Annotated in this window: 13 protein-coding genes; all 13 read right to left on the reverse strand. The window is 41.4% G+C overall.

Translation table 11 applies throughout. The features are described 5' to 3' along the window. Positions 1-18: 18 nt before the first annotated feature. The gene (locus STRDD10_RS09450) at positions 19-1,584 is read right to left on the reverse strand and encodes a degradosome RNA helicase CshA (RefSeq protein WP_067195492.1); all 1,566 of its coding nucleotides are present in this window, start codon (positions 1,582-1,584) and stop codon (positions 19-21) included. A gap of 459 nt (positions 1,585-2,043) precedes the next feature. Next, positions 2,044-2,610: a CPBP family intramembrane glutamic endopeptidase gene (locus tag STRDD10_RS09455; RefSeq protein ID WP_197458335.1), complete on the reverse strand. Its 567-nt coding sequence runs from the start codon at positions 2,608-2,610 to the stop codon at positions 2,044-2,046. A 161-nt stretch (positions 2,611-2,771) separates the two neighbouring features. After that, positions 2,772-5,378 (reverse strand): cation-translocating P-type ATPase, encoded by a 2,607-nt coding sequence (locus STRDD10_RS09460; RefSeq protein WP_067195496.1) that lies wholly within the window; start codon positions 5,376-5,378, stop codon positions 2,772-2,774. Positions 5,379-5,664: 286 nt separating this feature from the next. Further along, positions 5,665-6,066, reverse strand: a complete 402-nt coding sequence (locus STRDD10_RS09465; RefSeq protein WP_067195499.1) for a YwiB family protein — start codon at positions 6,064-6,066, stop codon at positions 5,665-5,667. Beyond that, positions 6,044-7,015 carry an alpha-ketoacid dehydrogenase subunit beta gene (locus STRDD10_RS09470; RefSeq protein WP_067195502.1) on the reverse strand — a complete coding sequence of 324 codons (972 nt, stop codon included), beginning with the start codon at positions 7,013-7,015 and terminating at the stop codon, positions 6,044-6,046. The genes STRDD10_RS09465 and STRDD10_RS09470 overlap by 23 nt, the downstream gene beginning before the upstream one ends. After that, the gene (locus STRDD10_RS09475; RefSeq protein WP_067195505.1) at positions 6,997-7,929 is read right to left on the reverse strand and encodes a thiamine pyrophosphate-dependent dehydrogenase E1 component subunit alpha; all 933 of its coding nucleotides are present in this window, start codon (positions 7,927-7,929) and stop codon (positions 6,997-6,999) included. Before STRDD10_RS09475 ends, STRDD10_RS09470 begins: the two co-directional genes overlap by 19 nt. A 73-nt stretch (positions 7,930-8,002) precedes the next feature. Continuing rightward, the gene (locus STRDD10_RS09480) at positions 8,003-8,938 is read right to left on the reverse strand and encodes a manganese-dependent inorganic pyrophosphatase (RefSeq protein WP_067195508.1); all 936 of its coding nucleotides are present in this window, start codon (positions 8,936-8,938) and stop codon (positions 8,003-8,005) included. Positions 8,939-9,021: 83 nt separating this feature from the next. Further along, positions 9,022-9,828 (reverse strand): pyruvate formate-lyase-activating protein, encoded by an 807-nt coding sequence (gene pflA, locus STRDD10_RS09485; RefSeq protein ID WP_067195511.1) that lies wholly within the window; start codon positions 9,826-9,828, stop codon positions 9,022-9,024. A gap of 314 nt (positions 9,829-10,142) precedes the next feature. Next, positions 10,143-12,101, reverse strand: coding sequence for a PTS fructose transporter subunit IIABC (locus tag STRDD10_RS09490; RefSeq protein WP_067195513.1), 1,959 nt, complete (start codon positions 12,099-12,101; stop codon positions 10,143-10,145). Beyond that, a complete protein-coding gene (pfkB, locus tag STRDD10_RS09495; RefSeq protein ID WP_067195516.1) occupies positions 12,098-13,009 on the reverse strand; it encodes a 1-phosphofructokinase in 912 nt (303 codons plus the stop codon). Before pfkB ends, STRDD10_RS09490 begins: the two co-directional genes overlap by 4 nt. Next, positions 13,006-13,749: a DeoR/GlpR family DNA-binding transcription regulator gene (locus STRDD10_RS09500; protein WP_067195519.1), complete on the reverse strand. Its 744-nt coding sequence runs from the start codon at positions 13,747-13,749 to the stop codon at positions 13,006-13,008. The genes pfkB and STRDD10_RS09500 overlap by 4 nt, the downstream gene beginning before the upstream one ends. A gap of 147 nt (positions 13,750-13,896) precedes the next feature. Continuing rightward, complete coding sequence (mutY, locus tag STRDD10_RS09505) at positions 13,897-15,057, reverse strand: A/G-specific adenine glycosylase (protein ID WP_067195549.1); 1,161 nt, start codon at positions 15,055-15,057, stop codon at positions 13,897-13,899. 56 nt (positions 15,058-15,113) lie between these two features. Beyond that, on the reverse strand, positions 15,114-15,294 hold a 181-nt coding region (locus STRDD10_RS10630; protein WP_269450128.1), incomplete at its 5' end, for a phosphate acyltransferase.

The following is a 15,294-nucleotide window of genomic DNA, read 5'->3' on the forward strand; positions in this document are numbered from 1 at the left end:
AAAATCCAACCTCTTTTTTTATTTATCGCCCTTATTACGGATAACAAAACCATTTTTCTTTTCACTAGATGTACGATGTGGACGTTTATTCCCCTTATTTTCAAAATCACGACTATTCTTATTCGATTTACGCTTAAAGTCACGACGGCCACCATCACGATCATCACGACGATCTCTTCTGCGTTCATCACCACGACGATTTCCTCTTCCACCACGATTGTGGCCAGTACGTCCATTTCCAGACGGTTTGAATGGCAATGGTTTTTCACGCGCAATTTCCACTTCTGGTAGGCTTTCTGGATCTTGTACAGTTAAACTAAGAATATACATCGCCAACTCTTCAGGAGTAAATTCAGCTGCTAGTTCTCGTGCATCTTTTCCAAATTTTTCAAAATTTGAACGAATCGTTTCATCTGCAAAGTCACGTTCTATTTTCTTCAAAGCCACTTGTTTTTTCGCTTGAAAGGCTTCTTCTGCAGTAGCTGGTTTTAGCCCTTTCATACGTTTTTTAGTCAAATTTTCGATGATTTGAAGATAGCCCATTTCATTTGGTGAGACAAAGGTAATAGATTGACCAGATTTCCCTGCACGACCAGTACGTCCGATACGGTGAACATAGCTCTCAGGGTCTTGTGGAATATCATAGTTATACACATGAGTCACACCTGAAATATCCAAACCTCGCGCAGCAACGTCAGTCGCTACCAAAACATCTAAGTTCCCATTTTTAAAGTCACGAAGAACACGTAGACGTTTGTTTTGATCCAAATCACCATGAATTCCTTCAACACGGAAACCACGAATCTTTAAACCACGAGTCAATTCATCAACACGACGCTTTGTACGTCCAAAAACAATTGACAGCTCTGGCTGTTCAACATCCATAAGTCGAGTCATGGTATCAAATTTTTCAGTTTCTTTTATGCGAATGTAATATTGGTCAACAAGATCAGTCGTTAGTTCTTTAGCAGCGATTTTCACATGCTCAGGTTCCTTCATAAACTGAATACCAATACGCTTAATCGCATCGGGCATCGTTGCAGAGAAAAGAAGAGTTTGACGACTTTCAGGTACACGACTAATAATAGCCTCTATATCCTCTAAAAATCCCATATTGAGCATTTCATCAGCTTCGTCAAGGATAAGCGTTTCGATGCTATCTAGTTTTAAAGCCTTGCGCTTAATCAAGTCCAACAGACGTCCTGGTGTACCGACTACAATGTGAGCACCTGATTTGAGAGCTTTAATCTGTTTTTCAATACTAGATCCACCGTAGACAGAGCGAACTTTTACTCCTTTACTTCTACCAAATCTAAAAAGTTCTTCCTGACTTTGAACAGCTAATTCACGCGTCGGGGCAATAACTAGAGCTTGAATTGTATGGTGTTCAACAGTAATTTTTTCAAGCGTTGGTAAACCAAAAGCTGCAGTTTTACCTGTTCCAGTCTGCGCTTGGCCGATTACATCCTTTCCTTCTAGAGCAAGTGGGATTGTTTTCTCTTGAATCGGACTCGCTTCTACAAAGCCCGCCTTTTCAATTTCAGCTAAGAGTTCAGCAGACAATTTTAATTCATTAAATTTCACTAATTTTCTTCTTTCTAAAAGTGGTGCGAAGCCACTTTATCACACGGTTTGCAACCAAATGGTTGGTAAGTATAGGGAATTCTATCCCATAGTTTCTGCCGCAATTGGATGATCTAAACTTTTAAAAACAACTTTATATTATGATTTTAAAGAAGTTACATGCTTAATTGCAACTTATCTAGTATATCACATCTTCTGACAAAAAGACAGTAAAAGGAAATTTTTTCATTCTTTCATCTATTTTCACGCTTCTTATTATCCTATAAAAGAATATAAATCATAATGAGAGGCATCCATTCCTAACAAAAAGCAGAATTTTTAACGGTTAAAAAACAAATAAAATTGTATCGTTGCTTACTTCGCACTTGCTATCATTCCATATAAAGGCAGAATAGCCTTCCCTAAAAAGTGCAAAACCAGAAGCAACGGCAAAAAAACAAGCGTGTCCATAAGAGTCTCCTAGCTGACAAAGAAAAGAGGCAATACAGCAAAACTGTTCCACCCTATGTGCAAGAAAATAGGCACCCACATTTTGTTAGTCAGCTTATAGCCTATCCCAAAAAACATCCCCATTAAGGCGTAAAAACCAAAGGAAAAGAGGTTGGAAGGTCCATGACCAATAGAAAAAATTCCTGCTGTCATTAACAGACCCCACCAACGATTTTCAAACGCACCTCCCTGCAAGAGCCCTCGCATGAAAATCTCTTCCATGATAGGATTCAATAATGCGACATCCATCACAAAAGAATAAGTCAGCCCATACCGCAAAATCTCTCCTATCCCTTGACTAGAATCCGATTGATGCTGGGGTGTGAGAGACTGATAAAGCATGAGTAGGGAGATGGTCAGAAACAAGAGACCGACAACTAAGCCCCACTCTCGTACACCTAGCCAACTTAGATTTGCAAGTTTATAGCGACGCACTTGAAAAAGCAGAAAAATATCAAAAGCCACAAACAGAACAAGGTAAAGCCACTGGTTTTGATGAAAGTTCCCGTGGTTGATTAGATAAAACATATCTGGCATGAGCAGTATACCCAGACATCCAATAAAAAAACACATGATTCTCTCAAACATAAATGCAATCGCTTTCTTTTTTCTATGTTATTATTATAACATCTTTGCTAAAAATAACTAGGATTTTGTGCAAAAAAGCCTGAGAAAAGATATTTCTCAAGCTCTTATTTTTATCTATAGCGTACCATTTTGACTACTTGAACCAAAAGCGTTGGAGCAAAGGCCAAGGCAAGGATGGTCAGCAACTGCACAGCATTCAAAGGTTGAACACCAAAGATTTGTCCTACTACTGGGATAAAGACTATTACAGCTACTAAAACCATACCTGTCAAGAAAGCATAGACCGTGTTGCGATTGGTGAAAACACCAATCTTAGACAAAGGTAACTCGCTTCGACAGCTGAATCCATGGAAGAGACGAGCCAAACACAAAATCAAGAAAGCATAAGTCGTTGCATAACCTGTTCCAGTTCCTAGCCCAATCATGTAACCTGCAAAAACTGCTACTGCAATGAAAATCGCCTCTACAATCACAGAAGTAAAAGTTGCACGAGTCAAGATTGGCTCTTTTGGATCCCGTGGTTTTTCATCCAAGACTGCATCCGTACCAGCCTCTGTACCGATAGCAATGGCTGGGAGCGAGTCCGTTACCAAGTTGATAAAAAGCAACTGGATAGCAAGGAAAGGAACCACAAATGCTGTATCAAAGAAAGCCAAGATAGTCGTCAAGATAACAACCAAGATAGCTGATGTATTCCCTGTCAAGAGGTATTTGATAGCATTTTTAATATTGGCAAAAAGATTACGCCCAATGGTCACAGCCTTGACGATAGTCGCAAAGTTGTCGTCTGTCAAGATCATATCCGCCGCATCTTTAGACACCTCAGAACCAGTGATCCCCATGGCAATCCCGATATCCGCTTGTTTGAGTGCTGGAGCATCGTTTACTCCGTCACCAGACATACCAACAATCTTACCCTTTGCCTGCCAAGCATTAACAATGCGAATCTTGTGTTCTGGAGCCACACGAGCGTAAACAGAAATTTTCTCCAAGTCACGATCCAGTTCCTCATCACTCATCGCTTCAAGCGTCAAACCATCGATAACCATATCACCATCTTGGAAAATGCCAATCTTACGAGCAATAGAACGAGCCGTCACCACGTGGTCGCCTGTGATCATGATTGGCTTGATACCAGCGTGAATAGCCTTAGCAACAGCTGCCCTAGACTCCTCACGAGGTGGGTCAATCATGGACGTTAGACCAACAAAGGTCAGATGATTTTCATCTTCAAAGCTGAGTTCATCTCCCTCAAAGTTACGGAAAGCATATCCCAACACACGCAAGCCTTCTTCAGCAAAAACGTTGTTTTGGGCAAGGATTTCTGCTACATCTTTTTCTGTCAATTCACGCACTTGTCCATCAACCAAGATATGACTACATTTTTTTAGGAGCTCATCCGTCGCACCCTTGGTCAGCATAAGTTTTTCTCCGTCGATAATTTGAAGGGTTGACATAAACTTACGTACTGAGTCAAATGGCAACTCAGAGATACGTGGATGACGTTCACGAGTATGCTGCTCAATGATGTCATACTTGCGTCCTAGTTCAATCAAAGCAATCTCCGTTGGGTCCCCAACTTTCTGATCCCCATTGATAAAGGAGTCATTAGTCAGAACCATGGTGTCCATCAGCATTTTACCAGAACGGTCGCTCAGGTCAATGCTTTCAGGTGTCAAGAGTTTGCCGTTCAGATAGACATCGTTAACCGTCATCTTGTTTTGCGTCAGGGTACCAGTCTTATCAGATGCGATAACAGATACTGAACCTAAGGTTTCCACAGCATTGATGTCCTTCATAATAGCATTTTCATGTGCCAGTTTCTGCGAACCAAGAGACTCCACAATGGTGATAATAGAGGCAAGGGCCTCAGGCACCGCCGCAACTGCAAGGGCAATGGCAAACATAGCAGCACCTGCAAAATCACCAGAGCTAAGGTAGGTCAGACCAAAGACTACAATACAGAGAATGATAATCCCGATAGAGAGATTTTTTGAGAACTCATCTATAGAACGTTGCAGTGGCGATTTCCCGCTAGAAGCACCTTGGAGCAGGGCAGAAATCTTCCCAATTTCTGTCTCCATTCCGATGCTAGTCACAACTGCACGTCCCTTACCATAAGTGACTTGGGAGCTGGTGAAAACCATATTGGTCTGGTCACCGACTACTACTTCACCTGAGATAACATCGGTATTCTTATCTACTGCGTGACTTTCACCTGTCAGGGCAGACTCATTGACTTGAAGAGAACTTGCCTCCAAGATACGAGCATCTGCGACAATCATGTCACCTGCCTCAAAGTCCACGATGTCTCCGACAGTCACATCTGTTGAGTCAATCTCCTGCTTAACCCCATCACGGATAACCTTGACCTTAGGAACAGACAGCTGTTTGAGACTATCAACCGAACGCTGGGCATTAAGAGTCTGTGTTGTCCCTAAAATAGCGTTCAAAATCAACACCGCAATAATCACAACAGAAGACTCCAAGTCCCCTGTCACCCCAGAAATAAGAGCAGCGATAATCAGGATGATGACAATCAAATCCTTAAACTGATCCAAGAAAATCTGGAAAGCACTAGGACGCTCGCCCTCTGGCAATTCATTGGGACCAAACTTGGCTTGGATTGCTTTGACTTGCTCAGTGGTCAAACCATCGACAGATGAGCCCAGCTCACGCAAAACATCAGCCGACTCTTCTTGATAAAAAGACTTCATCTTTTTACTCTCTCTTTCTTTATAATGAAACCCCTCACGGAGTTAGCCGTGGTCTCTTTTCCTTAAAAGTAAACAAAAAGAGACCTGTTTCCTAGAAACAAGTCTCGCTGTTTAATACAGTGCCGGAAAATAATTTCGTAATGACGACACTATCGCGGAAAACCGCCAGCTACTCCCTTGAGTACCCTATTAGTTTACCAGATTATACTCTATTTTTCAAGAGAAAAATCTAAAAAATCCTTTTTGAACTCTCTCATCGATTTACTTAATCAATCCTTCACTTATTCTACAAGATATTATTTTTAATTTCGCCCCAATTTATTTTCATTTTATAAGTTGCAAACACTTTTTTACCGTCCAGCTGCTTAAGTTGGTAGTGGAGCACCAAAGACTGGTCTCTTAGTTCATACTGACTGGTCACTGTCACAAAGTGTTGGATACCTATGGGAGTTGGCAGAGTCACCACCGCCTCCTGATCCTTGACAAAGCGCATGATAGACTTAGGAGTTGAAAATCGGGTCATGACTAATTCCTCTTCTTCCACCTTCAATACCACTCGCTCTTTTTCCTCATTTTCATAGAGGAGGTAAGTGACATCCCCCTTTTCCTTAATTTCCACCTCATAGACATGGTCTACTACTTCTAGCTGGCCGTCTAACTGGATTTCATTTTTCATTCTTATTTTCATTCATCATTCCTTTTATTGCTCGTAGAATGTCCTCTTGACTTGGAATAATAGCTTGCTCCAGATGTTTCGATGCCGGTATTGGGCTAAACTGGCTCGTCAGACGTCTCATTTCCCCTTTAAATCCCTGTTCAATCAGACTGGCCATAACTTCTGCTGCAATTCCAAAATACCCGTAACTCTCTGTTACAATCAAAACTCGCCCCGTTTTCTCAGCAGCCTTTAAAATACCTGCCCTATCCAAAGGAGCTATAGAAAATAAATCTAGTAAATGTATGCTCACTAAACTAGAATTTACAACCTGCTGGCACAGGGGAACCATACTACCAACCGTGATAATGGTCAGTTCTTCTCCTGTAACAAGAACTCGGCTACGTCCTAATTCAACCAAATACGGTTGAATCGGAACTTGTGCCACCTCCTTATAAAGAATTTTCGGTTCAAATATCAATGTTGGCTTATTAGAGTGAATAGCCGCGAAAAGAGCTCCTTTTGCATCATAAGGCGTAGAAGGCTCAATCACCTGTAAGCCTGGTATGTGAGAAAACCAAGCTTCTAGACTCTGCGAATGTTGCACGCCTGCACCAGTACCTGCTCCTGTCGCCATTCGAATAATGACCGGTAATTCACAATTCATTAGGTAGGGGATTTTAGCCAGTTGATTGACAAGTTGATCCATAGCTACTGTTACAAAATCTGAGAACTGAATTTCCAATATCGGACGCTTGCCAAGAAGAGCTGCTCCTGTTGCTAAACCTGTTATCGCAGCTTCAGATATTGGAGTATCTAAAACACGTCCTGAAAAGCGTTCTGCTAACCCAAGACTCGCACCAAAAGCACCTCCATAAGCTCCCACATCTTCACCCAAAATAAAAGACTCAGGATATCGTTCTAGAATTTGTGCCAATCCTTCCCTTACTGCTTCTATATAAGTTAATTCTCGACCTGACATCCCCTACCTCCTGTGTCAAGAGAAGCATATACCCGCTCTGCTTGTTCTTTCAGTTCTTGTTGGATACCAGCTTCCGACTGTTCTATCTCATCAAGCGCGACACCTTTCTTTATCAAGTTAGTTTTTAAAATATCTAAGGGATCCGCTACTCCTTCTCTTTCGGTTAAATGACGATAGTTCTCATTTTTATCACTCCTTGAATGCCCCTTAAATCGGTAGGTATGTGCTTCTAGTATAGCTGGGCCCGATTTTAAAGTCCGAATAGCTAACTTAAAAGTGTCAGTTACTGCAAAGATATTCTGACCATCTACCTGAAAGTAAGGAATATCCATACTTTCAGCCCTGCTTTGAAGAGTTCCAGATGTCACCTCGCTTGAAGGCGTACTCATGGCATAACGATTGTTTTCAATAACAAAAACAATCGGAAGATTCCAAACCCTTGCAAGATTGAGACTTTCATAAAATGTTCCCTGATTGACAGCTCCATCCCCTGAAAAACAAACTACTCGCTGGTCTCGTTTATCCATCCTAATAGCTTGAGCCAGTCCCAGGGCTAGTGGAAAATTCCCCCCAACAATTCCATTACCTCCGATAAATCCAAGTGACAAATCCGATATCAACATAGATCCAGCGCGACCACCATTAGTCCCATTTTCTTTGCCAAAAATTTCAGCAAACATGGCTTCTGTTGCTACACCTTTGGCAATTGCATGACCATGATTTCGATGGGTAGATAAAACTAAGTCTTGAGAATCCAATAAACTAATGATTCCTGTTGCAACAGCTTCTTGTCCAATATAAAGATGACTTGTCCCATATATCTTCCTATCTTCATTATAGGCTTCTACTAACAATTCAAACTGTCGTATCTTTAGCATAGTTTGATACCACGTTAATAGCTTCTCTTGCTTCATCTATCCACCTCCTTTTCATCTATTGTATCATAAAAAGGAGCCGAAACTCCCTTTTACCATTCTTTTCTAGTTCTTAGGCATTAAAACTTTCTGTCAACTGAGGAACCACTTGTTTCTTACGTGAAACAGCACCAGCAAGGAAAGCGTGGTTGTTTTCCAATTTGAAGTTGAAAGCCGCTTCTACCTTGTCCATGTTGGATCCAAGAGCCAAGATTTCTGAATTTGAGTTGACGATGTCTGTAATCATGAGGACAAAGTCTGAGTACCCATTGGCTGCATTTGCTGCTTGGATAGCTTCTTCGATTTCTGCTTGGCGTTCCAAGACTTCTGCAATATCAACGGTGTTGACTTGGGCGACACGGACATTGTTGCCCTTCAATTCAAAGGTCTTGGCATCGATGTCGATCAATTCTTCAGCAGATTTGCTAGCCAAGTTGGTACCAGCCTTAAGCATAGCAAGACCGTATTCTTCCAAGTTGACACCTGCGATTTCAGCCAATTCTGCTGCTACTTGTGGGTCAGACACGTGGGTAGTTGGAGATTTGAGCAAGAGCGTATCTGAGATCAAACCAGACAACATGAGACCAGCAAGTGCTTTTGGCACTTCTACTCCGTGTTCTTTAAACATGCGGTAAACGATAGAAGAAGCTGATCCAACTGGCTCCAAACGCATGTAAAGTGGGCTTGCTGTTTCAAAGTTAGCCACACGGTGGTGGTCGACCACACCATAGACTTCCACTTCAGAAATATCAGACACAGATTGTTGGAATTCATTGTGGTCCGTCAAGATGACTTGCGCTGCACCTTCTGCTTTAGCAGATGTGATAACACGCGGTGCTTCTACACCAAAGTAATCCAAAACAAAAGCTGTTTCTTCATTAGGAGTTCCAAGAGCCACTGCTTCTGTATCCAAGCCATAAGCTTCTTTTGCCAGATAGGCAAAGGCTACAGATGAGCCAATAGCATCTGAGTCAGGGTTTTGGTGACCAAAAACTAAAATCTTAGACATGTTCTTACCTCAAAAATATTATTCTACTTATTTTACCATTTTTTTAAAATTTAATAAAGGACAAAAATAGTAAATACGCATCCTTAAATCACAGTTTCTCCTTTTACTCGTTTAAGGTATTCTTGATATGTTTCTGTTTGCATTAAGTCTTTTGCGTTTTGAACTCGATCTTTCGTCGGCGGCTTCACACCCTCAAGCGAATACGGTATCCCCAATTCACGCCACTTGAACTCCCCCATTGTATGGTATGGAAGGATCTCAAACTTATCAACATTCTTTAGCGTTTTGACAAATTTTCCTAATTCAATCAAATCTTCATCACGGTCTGTTAAACCTGGTACCAAAACATGGCGAATCCACACAGGTTTTCCTATATCAGAAAGGTATTGGGCGCAGGCAAGGATATTTTTATTGGTCTGACTGGTCACAATCTTGTGCTGCGCTTCATTAATTTCCTTGATATCTAATAAAACCAAATCCGTAACAGCCATTAAACGATCAAATTTTTCAAGATAACGAGGCGTATTTCGAAATGGTAAGGCACAGGTATCAAGAGTACAGTGAATCCCTAGTTCCTGAGCCTTGGTAAATAGAGCAATTAGAAAATCTATCTGAAGTAATGCTTCCCCTCCGCTTACTGTGATTCCTCCTTTTTGACCCCAAAATCCACGATAACGAAGCGCCTCTTGCAAAACATCATCTACAGTTCTCACCTGAGATTTATTGGTCTCCATCGCCCATGTATCAGGATTATGGCAATATTGACAGCGCATCTGGCACCCTTGTAGAAACACAATGAAACGAATACCTGGTCCATCAACTGCACCAAAACTTTCGGTTGAGTGTACCATTCCAGTAACTTGACCAAGTTCAACTTCTTCTCTTTTCATACCAGTCCCTTCTCTTGAAAACGTTTTTTATTATTATACCATTTATTAGTAGAAAATTCTTATAATTTGTTTGTATAGATGTTCTTAACAGAGTTACTATTTGTTACCTTCTTAAAAAATTGCAAAAAGAGAGTGGGACAGAAATCGGTAATTCGTTAGAATTCGATTTCGTCGTCCCACCTCCGCACAGTTGAGTAGGGCTGTAAAAGCTGATGAAATCAGCGTGGTAGAGCACACTCAACCACTGCGTCTTGCTCGACAATCCAAAAACAATTAAGAGGCTAGGACTTTTGTCCCAGCCTCTTAATTAATTTTTACTTATCTAGTGGTTTACGAAGATAACCGTAAAGAATACCACTTACCACCGCTCCAATTAAAACAAATAGGAGGTAAAGAAGTGCATTTGACGTCAAAGCGATAACAAAGATACCGCCATGAGGAGCCATAAGCTTGATACCAGCAAGACCAACAAGAGCTCCAGTCAAAGCAGAACCTGCTACAAAGCTAGGAATCGCACGTGCTGGGTCGGCTGCACCAAACGGAATCGCCCCTTCTGTGATGAAGGAAAGTCCCATAACAATGTTGGTCAATCCTGAGTTGCGTTCTTCTTTGGTGAATTTATCTTTGAACAAGAGAGTTGCTACAAAAACGGCAAGTGGTGGCACCATTCCGCCAGCCATTACTGCTGCCATGGCAACAGATCCACCAGTTGACACAGTTGCAGCTAGGGTACCTGTACCAAATACATAGGCAGCTTTGTTAACTGGTCCACCCATATCGACAGCCATCATTCCACCAAGAACGAGACCAAGAAGAACAGCAGATCCGCCACCAAGGCTTGCAAGGAAATCATTCATAGCAGTATTGATAGCCGCCATTGGGATGTTAACCGCAAGCATGACAAAACCAGTTAAGATGGTTCCAAGAAGTGGCAAGAGCAAGATGGACTTAGCTCCTTCAAGAGAACGAGGAACTTTGACGTATTTCTTAACAGCAAGAACCAAGGCACCTGCGATAAATCCACCCACAAGAGCTCCAAGGAAACCAGAGGAAACACCTGCAAGAGCTGAAGTTGCTTCGCCACCAGCTGCGTAAGGGATTTTTCCAAAAGCAAAACCTTCCTTAGCAATGGCACCAGCCACAAAACCAGCAACCAAACCTGGCTTTTCAGCGATAGAGTAGGCTACGTATCCTGCAAAAACCGGAAGCATCAAGCCAAAAGCCGCGCCACCAATTTTCATGAACATAGATGCAATCTCATGATAGGAACCAAGATTACCAAGACTCTCATTTGGAACACCCAAAGCACCATCAATCAAGAAGGCAAGGGCAATCATGATCCCACCACCGATAACGAATGGCAACATTTGAGAAACACCACTCATCAAGTGTTTGTAGAAGGCACCACCGAGACTTGTTTTTTCTTCGCTCGCTTGCGTTGTGTTAGCACCGTTTGCAGCATGGTAAACCTCTGCATCTCCAGAAAGGGCCAAATTAATCAACTCTTCTGTCTTACGGATCCCGTCAGCAACTGGACGATTAATCAAGGGTTTGCCATCAAAACGGTTCATCTCTACTGCCTTATCCGCTGCGATGATGACTGCTTTAGCCTTTTTGATGTCTTCAGCCGTCAATTGATTACCAACACCGCTGGCACCATTGGTTTCAACCTTGATCGCAACCCCCATTTCAGCAGCTACTTTTTGAAGGGCTTCTTGGGCCATGTAAGTGTGAGCAATACCTGTTGTACAAGCTGTAACAGCAACGATAAAATCAGTATTTTCTGAAACAGCTGTAGCTGGAGCAGGCTCTTCTGCTTTTTCTGATGCTTGGTCAAAGATAGTAATCACTTCATCTGCTGAAGTCGCTTGGCGAAGTTTGTCTGCAAATCCATCTTTCATCAAATATTGAGACAATTCTGCAAGAGCTGCCAAGTGAGTATCGTTTGCTCCTTCTGGAGCCGCAATCATGAAGAAGAGGTCTGTTGGCTGTCCATCCAAGCTTTCATAATCCACACCCTTGTTTGATTTTGCAAAAAGAACGGTTGCTTCCTTAACAGCTGAATTTTTGCTGTGCGGCATAGCGATTCCATCACCAAGACCTGTAGAAGTAAGTGCTTCCCGCGCTAAGATCCCTTCTTTAAAGGTCTCAAAGTCTGTCACATAGCCGTTATTTGCCAAAGACTGGATCATTTCCTCAATGACTGCTGTTTTTTCTGTTGCTTGCAAATTCAGCAACATGACATCTTTTCTCAGTAAATCCTGAATTTTCATCGTTTTTCTACCTCAACTTTTTGATATGTTTCTTTAATAAACTCCGCAGTAGCCAAATCATCTGAGAAGGTGGTTGCTGTTCCACAAGCTACCCCCCATTTGAAGGCTTCTACTGCATCTCCCGAGCGGACAAACTCTCCCGTAAATCCTGCGACCATTGAGTCCCCAGCACCCACAGAATTTTTCACGCTACCCTTGATTGGCTTCGCAAAGTAGGATCCGTCCTGAGTAACCAAGAGAGCTCCATCTCCTGCCATCGAAATGATCACATTCTGAGCGCCTTTAGCCAGTAACTCACGCGCGTACTGCTCAATTTGGTCCAAGCTATTTAGCTCAACACCAAAGATAGCTCCCAACTCATGATTGTTTGGTTTGACCAAGAGTGGCTGGTAGTCCAAGCTATCAATCAAGGTTTGCCCTTCAAAATCACAAACCACTTGGGCTCCGGTTTGGCGTGCTAGGGCAATCAATTCCTTGTAGATGACATTCCCTAAGTTCTTAGCACTTGATCCTGCAAACACCACTGTGTCTGCTGCTGTCAGCCCAGAAAGAATCTTCTTCAAGGCGATTAACTGTTCCTCATTCACTGATGGACCGGTTCCATTGATTTCTGTTTCATGGTCTGCCTTGATTTTGACGTTGATCCGAGTATCCTCAGATACTTCTACGAATTGTGTTGCGATGGCTTCTGCTTCTAGCGTATCTGTGATGAATTTTCCTGTAAACCCACCGATAAAGCCTGTGGCTGTATTTTCAATATCCAATCGTTTCAAGACACGACTAACATTGATCCCCTTACCACCAGCGAATTTATCATCACTGTCCATACGATTGACACTTCCAACTGCCACTTGATCCAAGCGGACAATATAGTCAATAGACGGATTCAATGTAACAGTATAAATCATATTTGAATCACCTTTGTCTTTCCCTTAATTTTTTCGAGTAATTCATTGTCTTCGTGAGTAGTGATAATGCTAGCACGCCGAATTGGTGCTACTTTTACAAAAGAGGTTTGACCAACTTTAGACGCATCTGCCAAGACATAAGTCTGCTTGGCATTCTCCAAAATTGAACGCTTTACAGCTCCCTCTTCCATATCTGGAGTTGTAAAAAACTCCTCATCAATACCATTCATGCCAAGAAAAGCTTTGTCGAAATTAAGCTGTCCTATCTGATTAAGGGCTACACCACCAATACTCGCATCTGTCGCATGTTTCACAGAGCCACCAATGATGATTGTCTTGAAATTTCGATCAACAAGCTTTACTGCATGGTGAATAGAATTTGTCACAACTGTAATCGGAAGGGAGGGTAATTGTTCAATCAATAGACTGTTAGTCGTTCCTGCATCAATAAAAATCACATCTTGTTCTTGTATATAAGAAGCTGCTATTTTTGCTATCTCCAGTTTTTCTTGAACGTTTTTGATTGATTTTTGCTGAATGGTCTCCTCTTCTTGTAGAAAGTGAAGGCTTTCCGCACCTCCATGAACTCTGCGAAGTTTATTTTCAGACTCTAACTCATCTAAGTCCCTACGAACAGTTGATTCAGACGTCGACAATAAATGAACTAACTTGTCTAATGATACAACCTGTTCTTTATTGACTTCTTCTAAAATCACTTGCTTACGTTCTGACTTTAAAATAGTATCACCTCTTTTAGAAAACGTTTACGATTCTTATTATACCTGTTTTTTTGAACTTGTCAATACTTTTCTTTCATTTTCTGTCAAAATATATCATTTTTGGTGATGGAAATACAAAAAACCACCAAATAGTGGTTTTTTTTGCTATTATTTTGAAGCTTTTTGGAAGCTTTCCCATATCTTTTGTTGTGGCTTAGCTCGAGGGATACGTTCGAATTCATCCGGATAAAACCAACCTACTTGACGATTTTCAAAAATTTTTCCTTCTCGTTCATAACCATGTATAAGTTGAATATGCCACTTTCGGTGACTAAAAATATGTTTCACTTCATCAAAAGAATGATTGGCCCATTCTATCTCCAAATCATAATCTTGCAAAAAACTCTCTTTTGGAAGAGACACCAAATTATCCATTCCAACCTCTTGACTGGAATGAAACAAATCTAGCTGATTGTTTTCAAATCGATCAACTTCAATAAGAGGAAAATGCCAAAAACCGGCAAGTAGATTTTCTGTTTCATTTTTCTCTAATAAGAATTGTCCCTTGGAGTTTTGTATAATGAAGGCTTTAAGATAGATAGAAATAGGCTTTTTCTTGGGTGCTTTGATTGGATAGCGATCCATAGTACCGTGCAAATAAGCAGCACTGAAATCCTTGATTGGGCTTTTTTCTGGACAAGGATTAAGAGGAGACTCAATATCAGAACCCAAATCCATTAACGCTTGATTAAAATCACCAGGACGCACTGGGTCAATTAGTATCTCCATCATGGATTGAAAAATCTTACGGTTACTTGGAACTCCAATATCATAATCTACTTCAAAAAGTCGTGCTAAAACCCGCATCACATTGCCATCTACAGCTGGTTCCGGTAAATTAAATGCAATACTTGCGATAGCCCCTGCCGTATAAGGGCCGATACCTTTAAGACTTGCAATATCGTTGTATTTATCAGGAAAAACCCCATCAAACTCTGACATAATCTGCTGAGCTGCTTGTTGCATGTTACGCACCCGTGAATAATAACCCAGTCCTTCCCAAGCTTTCAATAGACTCTCTTCAGGAGCTTGTGCTAAGTCCATGATAGTAGGAAACATGTCTAAAAATCGATTATAGTAAGGAATGACCGTATCTACCCGAGTCTGTTGTAGCATAATTTCCGAAACCCAGATATAATAAGGGTTATTACTACGTCGCCAAGGCAAGTCCCTCTTATTCTCATCATACCAGTTCAGAAGTTTCTCACGAAATGAGGCTATTTTTTTCTCATCCCACATATCAATTCCATATTTTTTTAAATCTAACATAAAAATAGTATAGCATAAAAAAAGAAAGCGTGGCCACCCCACACTTTCTGACATTATTAATAGTGACCTACTGCTTGGCTAGCCGTAATTAAAGTTAGTTTAAAGACATCATCTGAATTACAACCCCTTGACAAGTCATTAACAGGATGGTTCAATCCTTGCAAAATTGGCCCTACTGCTGAGAATCCGCCTAAACGCTCAGCCATTTTATAGCTGATATTTCCCGCTTCAATATTT

Origin of the sequence: Streptococcus sp. DD10 (genome assembly GCF_001578805.1) — a bacterium.
Classification (GTDB): domain Bacteria; phylum Bacillota; class Bacilli; order Lactobacillales; family Streptococcaceae; genus Streptococcus.

What these genes read in the sequence shown, in the direction of transcription:
- STRDD10_RS09455 (WP_197458335.1), bottom strand. Translation starts at nt 2,610, where the DNA reads ATGCCAGATATGTTTTATCTAATCAACCACGGGAACTTTCATCAAAAC.
- STRDD10_RS09460 (WP_067195496.1), bottom strand. Translation starts at nt 5,378, where the DNA reads ATGAAGTCTTTTTATCAAGAAGAGTCGGCTGATGTTTTGCGTGAGCTG.
- STRDD10_RS09465 (WP_067195499.1), bottom strand. Translation starts at nt 6,066, where the DNA reads ATGAAAATAAGAATGAAAAATGAAATCCAGTTAGACGGCCAGCTAGAA.
- STRDD10_RS09470 (WP_067195502.1), bottom strand. Translation starts at nt 7,015, where the DNA reads ATGTCAGGTCGAGAATTAACTTATATAGAAGCAGTAAGGGAAGGATTG.
- STRDD10_RS09475 (WP_067195505.1), bottom strand. Translation starts at nt 7,929, where the DNA reads ATGAAGCAAGAGAAGCTATTAACGTGGTATCAAACTATGCTAAAGATA.
- STRDD10_RS09480 (WP_067195508.1), bottom strand. Translation starts at nt 8,938, where the DNA reads ATGTCTAAGATTTTAGTTTTTGGTCACCAAAACCCTGACTCAGATGCT.
- pflA (WP_067195511.1), bottom strand. Translation starts at nt 9,828, where the DNA reads ATGAAAAGAGAAGAAGTTGAACTTGGTCAAGTTACTGGAATGGTACAC.
- STRDD10_RS09490 (WP_067195513.1), bottom strand. Translation starts at nt 12,101, where the DNA reads ATGAAAATTCAGGATTTACTGAGAAAAGATGTCATGTTGCTGAATTTG.
- pfkB (WP_067195516.1), bottom strand. Translation starts at nt 13,009, where the DNA reads ATGATTTATACTGTTACATTGAATCCGTCTATTGACTATATTGTCCGC.
- mutY (WP_067195549.1), bottom strand. Translation starts at nt 15,057, where the DNA reads ATGTTAGATTTAAAAAAATATGGAATTGATATGTGGGATGAGAAAAAA.